The organism is Acidobacteriota bacterium (assembly GCA_035471785.1).
Lineage (GTDB): Bacteria > Acidobacteriota > UBA6911 > RPQK01 > DATIPO01 > JANQFM01.
Genome location: DATIPQ010000079.1, coordinates 25,690 through 42,986, shown reverse-complemented (window position 1 = coordinate 42,986; position 17,297 = coordinate 25,690). Strand labels below are relative to the sequence as shown.

Genomic DNA, 17,297 nt, shown 5'->3' with positions numbered 1-17,297 from the left:
GGGGGAGACGCCGCCGCTGTAGAGGCGGCTGGCCTCCAGCATTCCGTCGGCGATGTCCTGGGCCGGGAGAGAGCCGAGTTGCTCCAGCTTGGCGTGCAGACAGCCGTCGGCGAACTGCTTCTCACGCGAGTTCATGGCCTCGTGCAGACCGTCGCTGCAAATCACGACTACATCGCCCTTTTGCAACTCCAGCACGTGCTCCTGGTAGCGTTGATCGGGAAAGAGGCCCAGCGGAATGCCTTCCACCGAGATGGCCTCGACCTTGCCGTCGCGCAGCAGGAGGGGATGAGGCAGTCCGGCGGCAGCCATGGTCAGTGTGCGGGCCGAGGCGTCGACCATGGCCAGGGTCATGGCCAGAAAACGGTTGTCCAGCTCGGGCTGCAGCAAGTAGTGGTTCATGCGCCGCAGCAGCAGGCCGGGAGAGCAGGGCGAGTGGACGATCTGGGCCCGCAGGGCTCCAATGGCCATGGCCCCGTAAAGGGCCGCCGGAGTGGATTTGCCGGAGACATCGCCCACGGCGATGGTCATGCGCGAGGGCCCGCAGTTGAGAAAATCGTAGAAATCGCCCCCCAATTGGCGGGCGGGACGCCAGGAGCGTCCGATCTCCATACCTTTCAGCAGAGGGGAGTGAGATGGAAGAAGAGCTTTTTGAACCTGGCGGGCCATCTTCAGGTCTCGCCGCAGGCTGCCCTCCTTGCCTTTCAGTTCTTCCACCAGACGGGCATTCTCGAGGGCCACGGCCACTGAGTTGGCCAGGGTTTCCAGCATGAGCTCGTGGCGCCGGCTGAAGGCTCCCACCCGGTCGCTCTCCAGATTCATCACTCCCACCAAGCGCCCTTTGGCCAGCAGGGGTACGGCCAATTCGGAGCGTGTAGGAATACCGCTGCTGCAGTCCACGAAACGCGAATCGCGGCGCACGTCGGCAACCCGCAGGGGACGCCGGTGAAGAGCTACCCAGCCGCACACACCTTCGCCCGGACGCAGGCTCATGCGCGGCTCCCAGGCATTTCCGCTGTCCATTGAGAAACGGGCCGTGAGGAGCTGAGCTTCCTCATCCCAGTCATAGAGATCGAAGAGCCGGTACTCGATCAGCGATCCTACCTGTTGGGCGATGCGCTCGATCAATTGGCCCAGATCGAGGATGCCGTTGAGGTCCTGGCTGATCTCATGCAGCAGGCTCAGCCAACGGATGTCCTCGGAGGGATCAAGTCGGGAGGCCGGGTCCGGAGTGGAAACACTGTCGCTCATAACACTGTCCTCGCTGGACGAAACCGCTGTCTATAAGACGTCTGGAGTCCCCCGGCGGATTCAACCGAGTCGAATAAGCGAACGGTCGGACCCAGCCCCCAAGTGTCCTGCCTGAGCACGACCGCCCTACTTGAGGTGCTGGTCGAGGAACTTCAGGTAGTGCTCAGAGGCCTCGATCCGGTTTTCGCGGTTGCGGAATCCGTGCCCCTCGTCATCGAACACCACGTACTCCACCGGCACCCCGTTCTCTCTCACAGCCTCGACCAGCTCGTCGCTCTCCACCTTCTGGACGCGGGGGTCGTTGGCTCCCTGCACCACCAGCAGCGGACGCCTGATCTTGTCGGCGTGAAAGAGAGGCGAGATGCGGCGCAGGCGCTCTTCATCGGTGGCCGGATCGCCCATCTCGGCGTAAAGGGCGTCGCGAAAGGAGGTCCACCAGGGCGGGATCTCGCTCAGCGTCCGCAGCCAGTTGGTGACGCCGAAAATGTCGATTCCCACATTAAAGGCCTCGGGCTCGAAGGCCAGGGCCGCAGCCACCATGTAGCCGCCGTAACTGCCTCCGATAATGCCCACCCTGTCTCCGTCCACCCAATCCAGCGATTCCAGGTAGGTGCGGGCGTAAACGCAGTCCTTCAGATCCACCTCGCCGTGCTTCTGGTCGTCCATGTGATAGAAGGTCTTGCCGTACCCGGACGATCCCCTGTTATTGACGGCCAAGACGGCATAGCCATGGTTGACCAGGTGCTGAATGACGGGACTGTATCCCTTGCTGCTCTGCCCTCCCGGTCCGCCGTGCACCCAGACCAGCGCCGGCACAGGACTGTCGGCCGTGGCCTGATGAGGACGGTAAAGAATGGAAGGGATCTTGAGTTCGTCGAAGCTCTCATAGCGGATCACCTCGCCTTCAACCAGGTGATCGGGGTTGATGGCCGGATTGAGGCTGTGGGTCAACTGGCGGTAGCGACTGCTGGCCAGATCCATCACGAAGAGATTATTGGGAGAGGTGTCGCTGTTGATGTAGAACGCCAGCTTCTCGTCGCTGGGCGAGAAAGACATCTGCACCACCTCGCCCTGAGGCAGATCCTGGGGAAAATCCAGCTCGGTCCCTTCTTGGGTATCGAGGATGGTGACGTCGATGAGGGCATCGGCATTGATGGCCGAAACCCGATAGCGCCCGGTCCTCGAGTAGGTCATGAATACCACGTCCCAATCGGCTTGCAGCACCGGAGCCCGCTCTCCGCTGGCGATCTCGTAGCTCCAGGCCTGGGAGAATTCACTCTCAGCATTGGTGGAGTAGATCAGCTTCGAACTGTCGGGAGTGAAGGTCAGCGACTGATGGGAGACGTAGCCTTGGTGGGGGGTGACGTGCTTGGGTTCAGCCTGCGGATTCTCCAGGTCGAGCAGGTAGATGTCGCTGTCGGCGTTGTTGTTGACCCTGATGACGGCGGCCCAACGGCTGTCCCGGCTGATGTCGGCGATCTGCCAGCCCTCCTCGTTTTCGATCACCAGGCTGCGCTCATAATTGTCGGACGAGTAGCGATAGAGGTCGAAGAACTGCGGATTGCGCTCGTTGGTCTGCACCCAGAACCACTCGCGATCTCCGCTCCATCCGGCAAATCCGGCCTTGAGGTTCTCTCCCGGCGTCAGGTCCTTGCTGGAACCATCCGTCTCGCGCACATAGATGTGGTTGAGTTCGTTGCCGCCTTCGTCGAAGGTGTAGAGAAAACGCTCGTCATGAGGAAAGTAGCCGAGGGGGAAAACGGCATTGGTGGTGGAGTTCGTCAGTTGCTTGGGCTCACCACCCTCTACCGGCTGCTCGTAGGCGTTGAACACGCCGCTGGCGTCGCTCGTGAACAGAATCTTCGACTCGTCCGGCGAGAACGAAGCGCCCGCCACCGCAAGGGTCTCGAAAAACGTCCTGGCATCATATTGCTCCACCTCGACGACTGGCTCCCCTCCATCCGGTCCCGTGCAAGACGTCACGCCCAGCACCACCACGATCAACATTGTACAGACCCTCCAGCCGGCCTGACTACGAATCCATTGCTTCAATGACATTTGCTTATTCTCCTGTGCCGCTTGGAAGGCGAGTTTAGCAGACATTTCCTCGCCTTCCCACAGCAGCACGGGGCCAAGACGGCTAACCTCTATGCTATTTTGGCCCAACTATGAGATTTCCCGCGATCCCGGCGCTGTGGGCGGCCCTCCTCCTGAGCGGCGGCCTGCTTCAGGCCGCCGACAGGGTGAATGTCGGAATCCTGGTCTATCCCGGCGTTTACAACACCGAGTTCGTGGCCCCTTACGACGTTTTCGAACACGCCGACCAAGCGGGGCGCGAGGTCAAAGTCTTCCTGGTGGCTCCACGCCTGGAAGCCATTACTTCGGCAGAAGGTTTGCTCTTCCAGCCCGACTATGCGCTCGACGACCATCCGCCCATCGACATCCTCATCATTCCCAGCTTTGTCGACTACGAGAGCGACCTGGAAGCCAAACAGCCGGTCATCGACTGGGTCAGACGAAACGCCCACTCGGCCGATTGGGTCCTCTCCAATTGCTGGGGGGCCTTCTACTTGGCTCAAGCCGGACTTCTCAAGGGACGTTTCGCCATGACCTACCCGCCCGACATCGACAAACTGGCAGAGCGCTTTCCCGCCATCAAGCCCGTCAAGGACAAGCGCTTTGTCCGCGACGGCAAGTTCATCACAGGGGGAGGAGGGGTGGCCAGTTACGAAAACGCCCTTTATGTAGTGGAGCAGCTGTGGGGCGCCCAGACGGCCCGCCGCATCGCCTCCGGTTTAGTCTTGGACTGGAATCTCGAATCCGTGCCTCATTACGTGAAAAAAGACTAAGTATTTTGGGCATGGTCGCCGATACGGACCTTATCCAAGAACCTTCGGTTCAGAGGATCTGGGGACCGGGACAGACGATATGGCGACTGCCAGCAACAGTCAGAAGTGGATGGGCTCCGCCTGGGATGACAAGTCCCGCCCTGTCTCGATCGCCTCTCCCGCTTCGCTCTTTCAGTCCTTCTTCGAGAGCGCCGGCGTGGTGGTTCTGGTCCTGGCTCCCGACCTGCGCATCATGGACTGGAACCCCGAGGCCGAGCGCCTGCTGGGGACACCCCGCTCAGAAGCCCTTGGCAAGGACTGCCTGCAACTCATCATTCCCCAACAACTGCGGCAACAAATCGGCGACAAGCTGCGGCTGGCTCTGGAGGGCGATTCGGTGCAGACGGAGGAGGGCGAGGTCCTGACCAAGGACGGCCGGCGCCGCGTCCTGCTCTGGAACGTCAGCGGATTTCTCGACGAGCAGGGCAAGCCGGCGGGAGTTTTGGCCGTCGGTCAAGACATCACCCGGCGCAAGAAGGCCCAACGCCTGCTCAGGAAGAACGAAAAGCAACTGCGGGTCATCGCCGATTCTCTACCCGCCCTGATCGCACAGGTCGACGACCAGGAGCGCTACAAGTTCGTCAACCGCCGCTATGCCTCTTACTTCAACCACCCTCCCGAAGAGATGGTTGGAATGCGGGTCAAGGAGGTGGTTGGAGCCAACTACAGGCGCTTCAAGCCCTACATCGACCGGGCCCTTGCAGGAGAATGTTGCGGCTATGAAATGGACCTCAAGCGCCAGGGAGGGATGCGGCGCTTCAATGCCGTTCTGGTTCCCGATCTGGAGGGTGAGCGCCCTGGCGGATACTTCGTACTGATCCACGACATCACCGAACAGAAGCAAGTCGAGGACGAGTTGCGCCGGGCCAAAGAGCAGGCCGAGGCGGTCAACCGCGAGTTGGAAGCCACCCACGTCCAGTTTGAAAAGGCCATCGAGCGGGCCAATCGGATGGCCCTGGAAGCCGAAGCCGCCAATTGCGCCAAAAGCGAATTTCTGGCCAACATGAGCCATGAAATCCGCACCCCCATGAACGGCATCATCGGAATGACCGACTTGGCCCTGGAGACCGACCTCTCGGGCGAACAGACCGAGTACCTGACGATGGTGCGCTCCTCGGCGCGACATCTGCTGCAACTGATCAATGACATTCTCGACTTTTCCAAGATCGAGGCGGGACGCTTCGACCTGGACTCGATCACTTTCAACCTTTCCGACTGCGTCCGCGACACGCTCAAGACCCTACCCCTTCGCGCCGACGATCCCCTCGAGCTGGTCTGCGACATGCCTTCCAACCTGCCCGAAAAACTGCGCGGCGACCCCGGACGCCTGCGCCAAGTCCTGCTCAACCTGCTGGGAAACGCCGTCAAATTCACTGAAAAAGGCGAGATCGTGGTGGCCGCCGAGGTCCTTGAGGATCGTGAAGAGGACGTTGTGCTGCAGTTTTCGGTGGCGGATTCTGGAATCGGCATCAGCAAGAAGCAGCAGGAAGTGATCTTTCAGGCCTTCACCCAAGTGGACGGCTCCAGCACACGGAAATACGGCGGCACCGGGTTGGGATTGGCCATCGCCCGCAAGCTTGTCAGGCGCATGGGAGGCGAAATCCGGGTTGAGAGCGAAGCGGGCCGGGGAAGCACCTTTTACTTTACGGTGATCTTGAACAAGGTCGGCGCTCCATCCCAGCGAGACGCCAAGAGCGGCTGGACGGGCAGCCAACTAAAGGGAAGACGGGCGTTGATCGCGGAGACAAACCGCACGGGCCTGGAAGTGCTGCGAAACAGCTTGACGGCCCGCGGCATGGAGGTCGAAGGCGTCACCAGCGGCCTGCAGGCGCTCAAGGTGGTCGAAGAGGCTGAGGACCGCCGCCAACCGTTCGATCTGCTGCTCATCGACAACCACCTGCACGACTTTCAGGCTTTCGCCCTGGTGCAGCGGATGCGCGATGAACTGGGATGCCGCTCCTCAGTCATCGTTTCCACCCGAACCGGCATTCGGGGAGACGCCGTTCGCTGCCGCCAACTGGGCATTGGAGCCTACTTGCTCAAGCCCATCACATCGAGCGACCTGATGACCACGGTGAGCACCGTGCTGCGCGCGGCGGCATCGCCTCAACCTGCCCAACTGGTGACTCGCCACACCCTGCGGGAAAAGCGGCGCAGGCTCAGAGTCTTGCTGGGGGAGGACAATCCAGTCAATATGAAACTGGCCTTGCACCTGTTGGAAAAGCGTGGCCACCGCGTGACAGCCGTCAGCGACGGAAAAGCGGCCTTGAAGGAAGCCCGCCGCCAGGAGTTCGACATCATTTTAATGGACATACAAATGCCCGAAATGGACGGTTTGGAAGCCACGGCAGCCATTCGGCGCTGGGAAGAGGCAAAAGAGCGAAGAACTCCTATCCTGGCCCTCACGGCTCACGCCATGAAAGGCGACCGCGACCGCTGCCTGGAGGCCGGTATGGACGGCTACGTCGCCAAACCCATCAAACCAGAGGAGTTGTTTGAAGCCATGGAGACCCTGACCGGAAAATCAGTCCGCCCTTCCAACGCTTCCAGGCAAGAGCACAACTCGTCCGGAGGAAGAAAATTGTTCGACCGCCAACAACTCATGGAACGAGTCGATCACGACCTGGAACTGCTGGGCGAGATCGTGGAACTCTTTGTCGAAGACTATCCGCAACTGCTGGAGAAGATCGAGAAGGCCATCGCCGAGGAGGACGCACATGGGCTGGAACGCAGCGCCCACGCGCTTAAGGGGTCGGTTGCCAACTTCATGGCCGAGCCCGCCCGAGAGGCCGCCTTCCGACTTGAGCAGATGGGCCGCCAAGAGAACCTGCAAGCAGCTCCGCAGGCTCTTGAGTCCCTCAAGGCGGAGTTGCAAAGACTCGTTCCGACCTTGCAGAATCTAGTCCAGGAAGGTCATCTGTGAAAATCCTGATCGCCGAGGATGAGCGCGTTTCACGCCGCATCCTGTGCAAATATCTGGAGAAATGGGGATATCAGGTGGTGGTGGCCGAGGACGGCGACCAGGCCTGGAAAGTCCTTGAAGGTGAAACTGCGCCTTCTCTGGTGATCCTGGATTGGGAAATGCCCGGACGCGACGGAGTCGACATTTGCCGCGCCGTGCGCGAAGTGGACCGCGAGCCCTACACCTACATCCTGCTGCTGACAGCCCGCAAAGATCAGGAAGACATCGTGCTGGGATTGCAGGCGGGAGCCGACGACTACATCACCAAACCTTTCGACAAGCACGAGCTGGAGGTGCGGCTGCGGGCCGGAAAGCGCATCATCGAACTTCAGGAAGAACTGATTCAGGCCCGCGAAACCCTGCGCATCATGGCCCTGCACGATCCCCTCACCGGACTCTTCAACCGGGGCGCCATCCTCGACAAGCTCAACAGCGAACTCTCGCGCGGCCAGCGGTCCGGCGAGCCGGTGGCGGTGATCCTGGGCGACATCGACCATTTCAAGCAGATCAACGACAATCACGGACATCCGGCCGGCGACGAAGTGCTGCGCCGACTCTCGGCCCGCTTGCGCAAGTCCTCTCGCTCCTATGACTCGGTGGGCCGCTACGGGGGCGAGGAGTTTCTGGTGGTGGTACCGGGTTGCGGTCCTGAGGACGCCCTCAAACAGGCCCGCCGACTGCATGAAACGGTCGGCAGCCAGCCCGTCGACTGCGGCGAAATCAAGCTGCCGGTAACCATGAGCATGGGGCTGACCGTCTATGACGGCCGCAGCGAGCCCGACATCGAGGAGTTGGTCCACGATGCCGATGAAGCGCTCTACCGGGCCAAGCGCCTGGGCCGCGACCGGATCGAGTGCGGAGAGATGCTGAGCGGTTTCAGCGACGATCCGGGACCGCGCCAGCAATCCCGGCGAGGCTCACAAGCCCGCGATCAGGCCCAGAGGGCTTCTTGAGAGCCTCTCAGCTACACTGATCACAGATTTTTTCCTTCCGCCGGCTTGGAAAGCCCTGTACTAACGCTCATCATGGAAGACCATGCGGGAACTTCTCAAAATCGTCGAGGAGCCGCGCCGCTGCTCTTACCTGCCCGAAGAACAGGCGGCTCTGGAGTTTCGCCTGGTGAGCGAACTGAGTCCTCGGGAGTACTCCCATCTGCTCAACCGCGGCTACCGCCGTTTCGGACGCCAGATCTTCCGTCCCGCCTGCCCTCACTGCAGCCAGTGCATCTCCTTGCGCGTGCCCGTCGACGAGTTCGGCCCCAGCCGCTCCCAGAAAAGAGCCTGGAAGGCGAATCAGAACATCGACGTGGAGATCTGCCCGCCCTACGTGGCGCCTGAGCTGATCGAGCTCTACAACCTCTATCACGCCGACATGAAGAAGCGCCGCGGATGGCCGGCCCAAAAAATCTCTCCAGCCTCGTACGTGGAAAGCTTTGTGGAAGGCAGCGGAGCCTTCGGCCGGCAATGGCTCTATTTTCAGGGGTCGAAGCTGGTGGGCGTGGCCCTGATGGATGAAGTGCCCGAGGCCGTCTCCATGGTCTACTTCTATCACCACCCACAATGGCGCGGCCAAAGCCCGGGCGTGTTCTCGATTCTCAACCAGATCTCTTATGCTCAGCGCCGCGGTTTGAAGTGGGCCTACCTGGGCTACTGGATCGAGGCCAATCCCTCCATGCGCTACAAGTCGTCTTTCCGCCCCCACCAGATCCTCCATCCCCATCCCGCCGCCGGCGAAGACGCCGTCTGGCGAACTCCCGAGGGCCGATGACCAACTCACAAAACTGGCGCTTTCCAAGCCCCTAAGTCGTGAGTTCGCCGCGCAGGTTGGTTTGGGCCAGGATGCGCACTTCCTGGGGCGGCCTCTTGGCGCCCAGCAGGCAGAAGAGCTTGGTGAGGGCGGCTTCGGCGGTCATGTCGTAGCCGCTCACCACGCCGGCTTCGGCCAGGCGGCGTCCGGTGGCGTAGCTGGAGAGGTCGACGCGTCCCCGCAGGCACTGGGTGCAGGCCACGATCACCACGCCCTGATCGGTGGCCGACTGCAAGACCTTGAGAAAGTCTTCGTCGTCGGGTCCGTTGCCGATGCCGAAGGCTTCCAAGACCAGCCCGTCCAAGGGCTTGAGCATCCCCTCCACCATCTGCGACGAGATTCCCGGGAAAAGACGCAGCGCGCCCACCCGGCAGGGCTCGAGGTTCTCCAGCATGAGGTTGCGGGAAGACTGCTTGGGCCGGTGAATCAGGTCCCACTTGATCTCAATGTCCACACCCGCTTCCCCCAGGGCCGGAAAGTCGGGCGAATCGAAAGCGTGCAGCCCGTCGGCATGGACCTTGACGGCGCGGTTTCCCCGCAACAGGCGGTTGCCGAAAAAGAGGCACACTTCGGGGATGGAGAAGCGGGCGGCGATGAGCAGCGAGGTGATGAGGTTCTCGCGGGCGTCGCTGCGGATCTCGCAAAGGGGAATCTGTGAGCCCGTCACGATCACCGGCTTGCTCAACCCCGGAAGAATAAAGGACAGGGCCGAGGCTGTGTAGGCCATGGTGTCGGTGCCGTGAAGCACCAAGAATCCGTCGAAATCGTCATAGGCGTCGGCGATGTCGCGGGCGATGCGCAGCCATCCGCTGGGACGCATCTTGGAAGAGTCCACCAGGGGCTGATACTGGTGGATGACGTACTCCGGCATCTCCTCCTGCTGCAATTCCACCATCTGCGCCATCAGCGACTCCAGATAGCCCGGCTCGGGGATGTATCCCTTCTCGCTCCTGCGCATGCCGATGGTGCCGCCGGTATAAGCGATGTAGACTCGTTTTCGCATGTCGGAAAAGGCGCGGAAAACCCGCGCGCGCCCATGATATAGTGGCCAACCGACAAAGAACAGCCCGCCCAGGAGAACAGTCCGTAGAGGGCTGGCGAGGACCGAGGGGCAGATGTACGAATCCCGAATCCAGCGTACGGGAATAGTCGACCTGGGATCGAACACCTCCCGGCTGGTGGTTTTCGCCTACCAACCCGGCCGCTCCTTCCGCTTGATCGACGAGATTCGCGAGCCGGTGCGCCTGGGAGAGTCGCTGGGACGCTCGGGGACGATGTCTCAAGCCGGGATGGAACGCGCCGCAGCCGCCTTGCGCCTTTACGCCAAGTACCGCGAAGCCATGCACCTGGAGGACCTGCGGGTGATCGCCACCAGTGCGGTGCGCGATGCCTCCAACCGTGAAGAGTTTCTGGAGATGGTGCGTCCCTTCGGCCTGCCCATCGACATCTTGTCGGGCGAGGAAGAGGCCGCCTTGGGCGTGCTGGCGGTGGCCAACGGATTCCCCATGGAGGAAGCCTGGGTGATGGACCTGGGCGGCGGCAGCATGCAGATCTCGCGCATGCGCGACCGGATCTTCCAAACGGGACAGGCCTACCCTCTGGGCGCCGTTCGCCTCTACGAGGCCTTCTTGAGCAGCGACCCTCCCGACGACGCCGAGGTCGAAGCGCTGGAACGCAAAGCGGCAGCCGAACTGGGGAGTACGGTGGAGCGGATGCGCGACGAGTCCTGCCCCCTGGTGGCCATGGGCGGATCGATCCGCAACCTGACGCGGGCCGTGCAAAAGAAGAACAACTACCCGCTCGACCGCATCCACGGCTTCTTCCTGCAGAGGGGCGAACTGGAGACCATCACTTACAAGCTGCTCCACCTGCGGGCCTCCCAACGCTCTTCCATTCCCGGCATACATCCCGACCGCGGCGACATCATCGTGGCCGCGGCCCTGGTCTACCGCTGGCTGCTGCGCCAAACCGACCGCGACGGCATCTGGGTCTCGGGACAGGGCGTGCGGGAAGGGGCCTTCTACCGGATTTTCCTGCCTCCTCCACATTCGGTCGGCGACATCCGCGCCTTCAGCGTCCGCAACCTGTTCGCCCAGTTTCCTCAATCGGAATTCCACACCCAGCAAGTGCGCCACCTGGCCCTGCGGCTCTTCCAGGAACTGAGTCCGCTGCACGATTTGGGCCAATCCGATTCGGAACTTCTGGAAGCCTCCTGCTGGCTGCACGACATCGGCATGACGCTGGGCTATCACGACCACCACAAGCACGGTGCCTACCTGGTGGAATCGTTCAATCTCAACGGCTTTACCCACCGCCAGCAGGCCCTGCTGGCGCTGCTGGTCCGCTATCACCGCAAAGGCACGCCCAAGTGGAAACGGCTCAAAGCGCTGGCCCGCCCCGGGGACAAGCGCAAACTGCGGCAACTTTCCTGCTGCCTGCGTCTGGCCGAGTTCCTGGAGCGGTCGCGGGGCGGCCGGGTGCGCGACTTGCGGGCCGAAATCTCCGGGCCAGACGTCACTATCTTCTGCCAGGGACAAGAAAACCCTTTCATCGAACTGTGGGAGACGCGCAAACAGTCCGACCTCTTCGAAAAGGCCTTCAAGAAGAAACTGGTGCTGGAGTACGAAGCCCAAAAGGAAGCTGTCCCCGCCTCGCGCTCTTAGGCAAACCTGGATAAAATGGCGTCATGCTGAGATTGATCTTCATCCGTCACGGCAAGAGCGACTGGAATGCCGGCTACTCGGGCGACCACGAGCGTCCGCTCAATAAGAGGGGACGCAAGGCGGCCCGGGCCATGGGGGTGTTCCTGGAGCGCAGCGGCAACCGTCCCCATGCCATTCTTTCCTCCACCGCCGTGCGGGCCCGCACCACGGTGGAACTGGCGGCCGAAGCAGGCGGGTGGGAGGTGGCTCCGCGGCTGACCCGGCGCCTCTACGGCACTTCGGCAGCCACCGTGATCGAAGAGATCCAAAAGGAGGACGACCAGGCCCAAGTCCTGCTGGTGGCCGGCCATCAGCCCACCTGGTCGGAAACCTGCAGCCGCCTCATGGGCGGAGGAGAGATGCGCTATCCCACGGCAGCCGCCTGCTGCCTGAGCTTTCCTTGCGGCAATTGGTCGGCAGTGCGACCCGGCGGCGGGCAATTGCTGTGGTTCGTCCCCCCCAAGCTGATCCAGGGCCTGCTGGAGCCGTAAATCAAGTCATCCGCCCGTCTTCAAAATACGGTAAACTAATGACTTATGGCTGATGGCAAAGTGATCGAGGCGAAGCAGCAGAAGGCTCCCCCGCAGGGCCGGAAAACCTCTGAGGAGAAATCCCCGGCGAGCGATGAGTCCATTCCCCATCCCGGGCGCTTGAAGACGATTCTGGGCGGCGGAGAAGCACCCGGCGAAATCCGGGCTCCCCAAGTGGAGGACACCTCCGATCTGGAGGCCCCTTCCCTTTACTTCAACCGCGAACTCAGTTGGCTCAAGTTCAACGAACTGGTCTTGGAGGAGGCTCTTGATTCCCGAAATCCCCTTCTTGACCGGGTCAACTTCCTCTCCATCTTCTACAGCAACCTGGACGAGTTCTTCATGGTACGCGTCTCGGGGCTGCGCCGGCAGATGCAGAGCGGAGTTCTGGAGGCTCCTCCCGACGGCATGACCCCCACCGAACAACTGGCTTCCATCCGTGAACAGCTCGCTCCCATGCTGGAAACGGGGCAACGCTGCTGGAGCAAAGACTTGGCGCCCAAGCTGCGCCGCCACGGCATCCGCGTGCATCGCTACAAGGAACTCGACGAACGCCAGAAGAGGCTGCTGCGCGATCGATTCAAGAAGGACGTATTCCCCGTATTGACCCCTCTGGCGGTGGACCCGGGACACCCCTTCCCGCACATCTCCAACCTCTCCATCAACCTGGCCGTGGTAGTGCAGGACCCGGAGGAAGGGGAACGCTTCGCTCGTCTCAAGGTGCCCCAGACACTTCCCCGCCTGATGCGAATTCCCGAGGACGAGAACTTCGACAGCAGCTACGAGAGCATGGGTCTGCGCGACCTGGACGCCGCCAACCTGGTGTGGCTGGAGGAAGTCGTGGTGGCCAACCTCGACTTGCTTTTCCCCGGACTGGAAGTTACCGCCGCCTATCCCTTCAGGGTGACTCGCGACGCCGACTTCGAGATCGAGGAAGACGAAGCCTCCGACCTGCTCAGCGCCATGAGCGAGATCGTCAGCATGCGCCACTTCGGCTCGGCGGTGCGCCTGGAGGTGGACGCCAAGATGCCCCAGGTCATTCGCGACCTCTTGACCCGCAACGTGGGAGTGGAGCCCTACCAGGTCTATGAGATGCGCAACCCCATCGGCCTGGCTCACCTTTCGGAACTCAACTCCATCGACCGGCCGGGACTGCGCTTCTCCCGCTATCTGCCCCTGGTGTCCTACTCGCTGCAGGAGAAAGCCGATATCTTTTCGACCCTCCGCCAGCGCCGCGACGTGGTGCTCTACCACCCCTACGACGGATTCATGCCGGTGGTCAACTTTCTGCGCCAGGCCGCCAACGATCCCCAGGTCCTGGCCATCAAGCAAACCCTCTACCGCGTGGGAACCAACTCCCCCATCGTTGAGGCCTTGAAGGAGGCGCGAGAGAACGGCATCCAGGTTTCGGCACTGGTGGAGCTCAAAGCCCGTTTCGACGAAGAAAACAACATCGGCTGGGCTCAGGCGCTGGAGCGGGCGGGCGTGCACGTCGTCTACGGCGTGCTGGGACTCAAGACACACGCCAAGATGTGCCTGGTGGTGCGGCGCGAACGGGAGGGACTGCGCTGCTACGCCCATCTGTCTACCGGCAACTACAATCCCACCACCGCCCGCATTTACACCGACGTGGGTTTTTTCACCTGCCGTCAGGACATCGCCGAAGACGTCTCCGACCTCTTCAACTCGCTGACCGGCTACTCGCGCAAGCAGGAATACCACAAATTGCTGGTGGCGCCGGGAGGGATGCGCCGGCAGATCATCTCGCGCATCGACCGCGAAATCAGCAAGCATCGGGAGGAAGGCGGCGGCCACCTGGCCTTCAAGATGAACGCCCTGGTGGACAAGAGCTGTATTCAAGCTCTCTATCGGGCTTCTCAGGAAGGCGTGCGGATCGATCTTCAGGTGCGCGGCATCTGCTGCCTGCGTCCCGGCATTCCCGGCGTCAGCGACAACATCACCGTCACCTCCGTTGTGGGGCGTTTCCTGGAACACAGCCGCATCTACTATTTCCGCAACGGAGGCCAGGAAGAGATCCTGGCCGGCAGCGCCGACCTGATGCCGCGCAACCTCGACCATCGTGTGGAGACCCTCTTCCCCGTCGAGGATCCGAAGCTGCTGCAGGCCATTCGCGACGATATCCTCTTCCTCCACCTGCGCGACAACGTCAAGGCCCGGCTGCTGCTGCCCGACGGCACCCGCATGCGCCTGCGGCCCGCCCGAGGCGAAACCGCCATCGATTCCCAGCACTACCTGATCAAAAAGGGAGGCGGTTGGCGCATGGAGTCCACAAGCAGCACGCGCGAGGAACCGAAAGCCCTTCTCAAGGCCCGCCAGCCTTAGAGCCGCCCCGGTGCGCTGCATCAGCAGGGCCGGAGCATAGGCAGTGGCTCGTGCTATAGTCCCCAACGGGTGAATCGAACATGGGAGAGCTCGGCTCTCCAATGCTTGCAGGATGGAGGCGTGCGTTCGCTGCGTCTCGTCGCTGCCTCAAGTATTGCTGTGCCCTGGCGGGCTACAGGAGGAGTCCCTATGAGCAAAGACGGCCTCTTTGTCGTAGATGAAGGACAGAGAGTCCCTTTCTTGCGGGGCGTCATGACCCACTCGCTGGTGGCCAAGGGACTCAGCTTCGAGGACGCCTATGAGACGGCCGACACGGTGCGCGATCTCATCCGGCCCAAGGGCCAGGTCGAGAAAAAGAAGCTACCCAAGATCGTGCGCAAGGTGGTCAAAGAGAAATTCGGCGATTCCTACGACCTGAGCCGCCGCCCCCTCAAGCCTCACACCATCACGGTGGAAGGGGCGGAAACCCGGCTTCCCTTCAGCAAGGGAGTACTGGCCCAGTCGCTGCTGGCCGCCGGACTTGAGCCTTCCGAGGGATTCGACATCGCCCGCCGCATCGAGGCTCACATTCTGCAAGAAGGGCGCAACCGCATCAGCCGCGACGAGTTGCGTGCCCTCACCTTCGACACGCTGGTGGAGATAGGCGAGAAGGGCAACGCCGAGAATTACCTGCTGTGGCGCCTCTTCACCCTCGACCCCAACTCCCGCCGCAAACCCCAAAAGCCCCTGGTGCTGCTCTTCGGAGGCGCCACCGGCACGGGCAAGAGTTCCATCGCCTCCGAGGTGGCCCACCGCCTGGGCATTCGCCACGTGCTCTCCACCGATTCGGTGCGTCAGGTCATGCGCATGCTCTTCTCGCGCGAGCTGCTGCCCGCCATCCACACCTCCTCTTACCAGGCCTGGCGCGAGTGGCAGGGCAACAGTCACAAGAAGTCGGTCATCGGGGCTTTTCAAGAGCAGACGCGGCGTGTCATGGTGGGCATCCACGCCATCCTCGACCGGGCCTCCCAGGAGGAACATTCCATCATCCTGGAGGGGGTCCACCTGGTACCGGGATATCTGGGGTTGGAGGCTTTTCGGGAGCGCTTTTTCATCGTGCCGGTGGTCGTCACCACCCTCAGTTCCAAGGCCCTTCTCAAGCGTTTCAAAGAGCGTGAACGGGGCTGTTCGCTGCGCTCGGCCGAGCGCTACAAGACCTATTTCGAGGAAATCCGCATGATCCAGGATTTCATCGCCGATCAGGCCGAGGAAAACGATACTCCCATCGTGGAAAACGACATCCTGGAGGGCACCATCCGGGAAGTGCTCTCGGTCATCGCCAACACTCTGAGGCGGGAGCTGGAGATCGATCACGACAAACTGCTCAAGCAGGCTCTGGGACGGTAGGGCATAGGTTCAGGCGGCTTGGGGCGGCCCTCCTTCGCCAAGGCTACGGAGGGCAGGGGTCTAAAACTGCTTGGTGATGTCGTTGATGATGACGAAGCTCATCAGCAGCACCAGGAAGAGGAACCCCGCCTGCAGGATGCGTTCCTTCACCTGCACGCTCAAATCACGGCCTCGCAGTCCTTCGATGGCCAGCAGAAGAATGACGCCGCCGTCCAGGATGGGAATGGGCAGCAAGTTGAGGATCCCCAGTTGCAGGGAGATGAAGGCCATGAAGTTGATGAGCGTGCTGGCCCCCTGGCGGGCCGCGATTCCTGAAAAATTGGCGATCTCGAGGGGTCCGGAGAGGGTTCGGATGGAAGTGTCCCCGGTAACGATCTGACCCAGGATCTTAAAGAGCAGTCCGGCCACCTCGACATTTCGCCGCACGGCTTCTTGAACCGATCCGGCCAAACTGTATTGGCGCGTTTCAAAGGGGACGAAAGGGGCTGCACCGATGACGATCCGCTCGGGGTCGTTCTTGTCGGGAACGGGAGCGATCGTCTTGGTGATGGTTTGGCCGTCGCGCACAATGGTGAAGTCGATAGGGGTTCCCGCCTCTTGTCGGGAAACCAGGTATTGGATGGCGTAGAAACCTTGTGCCGTCTGGCCGTCCAGTTCAGCCATGACGACTTCGTCGCCGGGACGCAAACCGGCCCGTTCGGCAGGGGAATCCTCCGACACCTGGTCGATCTTGAAATCGAGAGCGGGAGCAATCCCCAGCGCGCCTTGCTGGCTGGGACCGACGGCGCGGATTTCGATGAGCTCTTCCTGCCGCTGACCATCGCGCCGGTAGACGACCGGAACCAGCTTTCCTCCATTGGTGAGGATTTGCAGGTTGGTTTTTTCCCAGGTCGTCGTCTCAACACCGTCGATGGAGAGGATTTGATCGCCCTTCTGCAGACCGGCCTGCTGGGCGGCCGACTCGGGGGCCACGTAGCCTATGACGGGCGGCTGGGAGAGATAGCGGGGAACCTCGATGCCGACCAGATATAGTCCGGTCATCAGCGCCACAGCCAGGCCGAGGTTCATGGCCGGCCCCGCGATGGCCACCAGAAAGCGCTGCCAGCGCGGCTTGGAGAGAAACTCGTAGGGAGCCCCCGTCAAATCGTCGACCACGTTCTCTCCCGCCATCTTGACGAATCCGCCCAGCGGCAGAAGGCTGACGCGATAGTCGGTTTCGCCCATGCGGAAGCCGAAAAGGCGGGGCCCGAATCCCAGGGAGAAAGCCTCTACCCGAATCCCCAGCAGCTTGGCCATCAAGTGATGTCCCAGCTCATGGATGAAAATGAGGATGCCCAGCACAAAGATGAAAGCTGCCGCAGTAAAGGCGTAATCGTTCAATAAGTCCACGTCTTCTCCTCGCTGCCCAGCGTCCTCTCCACCACGAAAAAGA

The 17,297-nt window shown here is 61.7% G+C and carries 12 protein-coding genes; 8 read left to right on the top strand and 4 right to left on the bottom strand.

Translation table 11 applies throughout. From position 1 onward, the window contains the following. Positions 1-1,248 (bottom strand): GAF domain-containing SpoIIE family protein phosphatase (locus VLU25_11340; GenBank protein HSR68527.1); only part of this gene is annotated, 1,248 nt, incomplete at its 3' end. A 126-nt stretch (positions 1,249-1,374) separates the two neighbouring features. Further along, complete coding sequence (locus tag VLU25_11335; protein ID HSR68526.1) at positions 1,375-3,306, bottom strand: alpha/beta fold hydrolase; 1,932 nt, start codon at positions 3,304-3,306, stop codon at positions 1,375-1,377. Between the two features lie 110 nt (positions 3,307-3,416). Here VLU25_11335 and VLU25_11330 point away from each other — a divergent pair, with 110 nt between their 5' ends. The 4 genes from VLU25_11330 to VLU25_11315 all read left to right on the top strand — a co-directional run bounded on the left by VLU25_11330 (position 3,417) and on the right by VLU25_11315 (position 8,865). Beyond that, positions 3,417-4,097, top strand: coding sequence for a DJ-1/PfpI family protein (locus VLU25_11330; GenBank protein ID HSR68525.1), 681 nt, complete (start codon positions 3,417-3,419; stop codon positions 4,095-4,097). Positions 4,098-4,176: 79 nt separating this feature from the next. Beyond that, entirely contained in the window at positions 4,177-7,059 is a 2,883-nt protein-coding gene (locus VLU25_11325) for a response regulator (protein HSR68524.1), read from the top strand. Continuing rightward, complete coding sequence (locus VLU25_11320) at positions 7,056-8,051, top strand: diguanylate cyclase (protein ID HSR68523.1); 996 nt, start codon at positions 7,056-7,058, stop codon at positions 8,049-8,051. Before VLU25_11325 ends, VLU25_11320 begins: the two co-directional genes overlap by 4 nt. Positions 8,052-8,133: 82 nt before the next feature. Continuing rightward, complete coding sequence (locus VLU25_11315) at positions 8,134-8,865, top strand: arginyltransferase (GenBank protein HSR68522.1); 732 nt, start codon at positions 8,134-8,136, stop codon at positions 8,863-8,865. 31 nt (positions 8,866-8,896) lie between these two features. On the opposite strand, the gene ansA is transcribed toward VLU25_11315, so the two are convergent. After that, positions 8,897-9,907, bottom strand: a complete 1,011-nt coding sequence (gene ansA / locus VLU25_11310; GenBank protein ID HSR68521.1) for an asparaginase — start codon at positions 9,905-9,907, stop codon at positions 8,897-8,899. A gap of 112 nt (positions 9,908-10,019) precedes the next feature. Between ansA and VLU25_11305 the strand changes: the two genes are divergently transcribed. From VLU25_11305 to VLU25_11290, 4 genes are all read left to right on the top strand, one after another. Next, positions 10,020-11,567 (top strand): Ppx/GppA phosphatase family protein, encoded by a 1,548-nt coding sequence (locus tag VLU25_11305; GenBank protein ID HSR68520.1) that lies wholly within the window; start codon positions 10,020-10,022, stop codon positions 11,565-11,567. A 23-nt stretch (positions 11,568-11,590) separates the two neighbouring features. After that, positions 11,591-12,097, top strand: coding sequence for a histidine phosphatase family protein (locus tag VLU25_11300; GenBank protein ID HSR68519.1), 507 nt, complete (start codon positions 11,591-11,593; stop codon positions 12,095-12,097). Between the two features lie 45 nt (positions 12,098-12,142). Beyond that, positions 12,143-14,479, top strand: a complete 2,337-nt coding sequence (ppk1, locus tag VLU25_11295) for a polyphosphate kinase 1 (GenBank protein HSR68518.1) — start codon at positions 12,143-12,145, stop codon at positions 14,477-14,479. A 189-nt stretch (positions 14,480-14,668) separates the two neighbouring features. Next, positions 14,669-15,865: a hypothetical protein gene (locus VLU25_11290; GenBank protein HSR68517.1), complete on the top strand. Its 1,197-nt coding sequence runs from the start codon at positions 14,669-14,671 to the stop codon at positions 15,863-15,865. A gap of 60 nt (positions 15,866-15,925) precedes the next feature. Here the strand turns inward: VLU25_11290 and rseP are convergent, their stop codons facing one another. Then, on the bottom strand, positions 15,926-17,254 hold the full coding sequence (rseP, locus tag VLU25_11285; GenBank protein ID HSR68516.1) for an RIP metalloprotease RseP: 1,329 nt from the start codon (positions 17,252-17,254) through the stop codon (positions 15,926-15,928). Positions 17,255-17,297: the final 43 nt, after the last annotated feature.

What these genes read in the sequence shown, in the direction of transcription:
- VLU25_11325 (HSR68524.1), top strand. Translation starts at nt 4,177, where the DNA reads ATGGCGACTGCCAGCAACAGTCAGAAGTGGATGGGCTCCGCCTGGGAT.
- ansA (HSR68521.1), bottom strand. Translation starts at nt 9,907, where the DNA reads ATGCGAAAACGAGTCTACATCGCTTATACCGGCGGCACCATCGGCATG.
- VLU25_11335 (HSR68526.1), bottom strand. Translation starts at nt 3,306, where the DNA reads ATGTCATTGAAGCAATGGATTCGTAGTCAGGCCGGCTGGAGGGTCTGT.
- VLU25_11305 (HSR68520.1), top strand. Translation starts at nt 10,020, where the DNA reads ATGTACGAATCCCGAATCCAGCGTACGGGAATAGTCGACCTGGGATCG.
- VLU25_11290 (HSR68517.1), top strand. Translation starts at nt 14,669, where the DNA reads ATGAGCAAAGACGGCCTCTTTGTCGTAGATGAAGGACAGAGAGTCCCT.
- ppk1 (HSR68518.1), top strand. Translation starts at nt 12,143, where the DNA reads ATGGCTGATGGCAAAGTGATCGAGGCGAAGCAGCAGAAGGCTCCCCCG.
- VLU25_11330 (HSR68525.1), top strand. Translation starts at nt 3,417, where the DNA reads ATGAGATTTCCCGCGATCCCGGCGCTGTGGGCGGCCCTCCTCCTGAGC.
- VLU25_11300 (HSR68519.1), top strand. Translation starts at nt 11,591, where the DNA reads ATGCTGAGATTGATCTTCATCCGTCACGGCAAGAGCGACTGGAATGCC.
- VLU25_11315 (HSR68522.1), top strand. Translation starts at nt 8,134, where the DNA reads ATGCGGGAACTTCTCAAAATCGTCGAGGAGCCGCGCCGCTGCTCTTAC.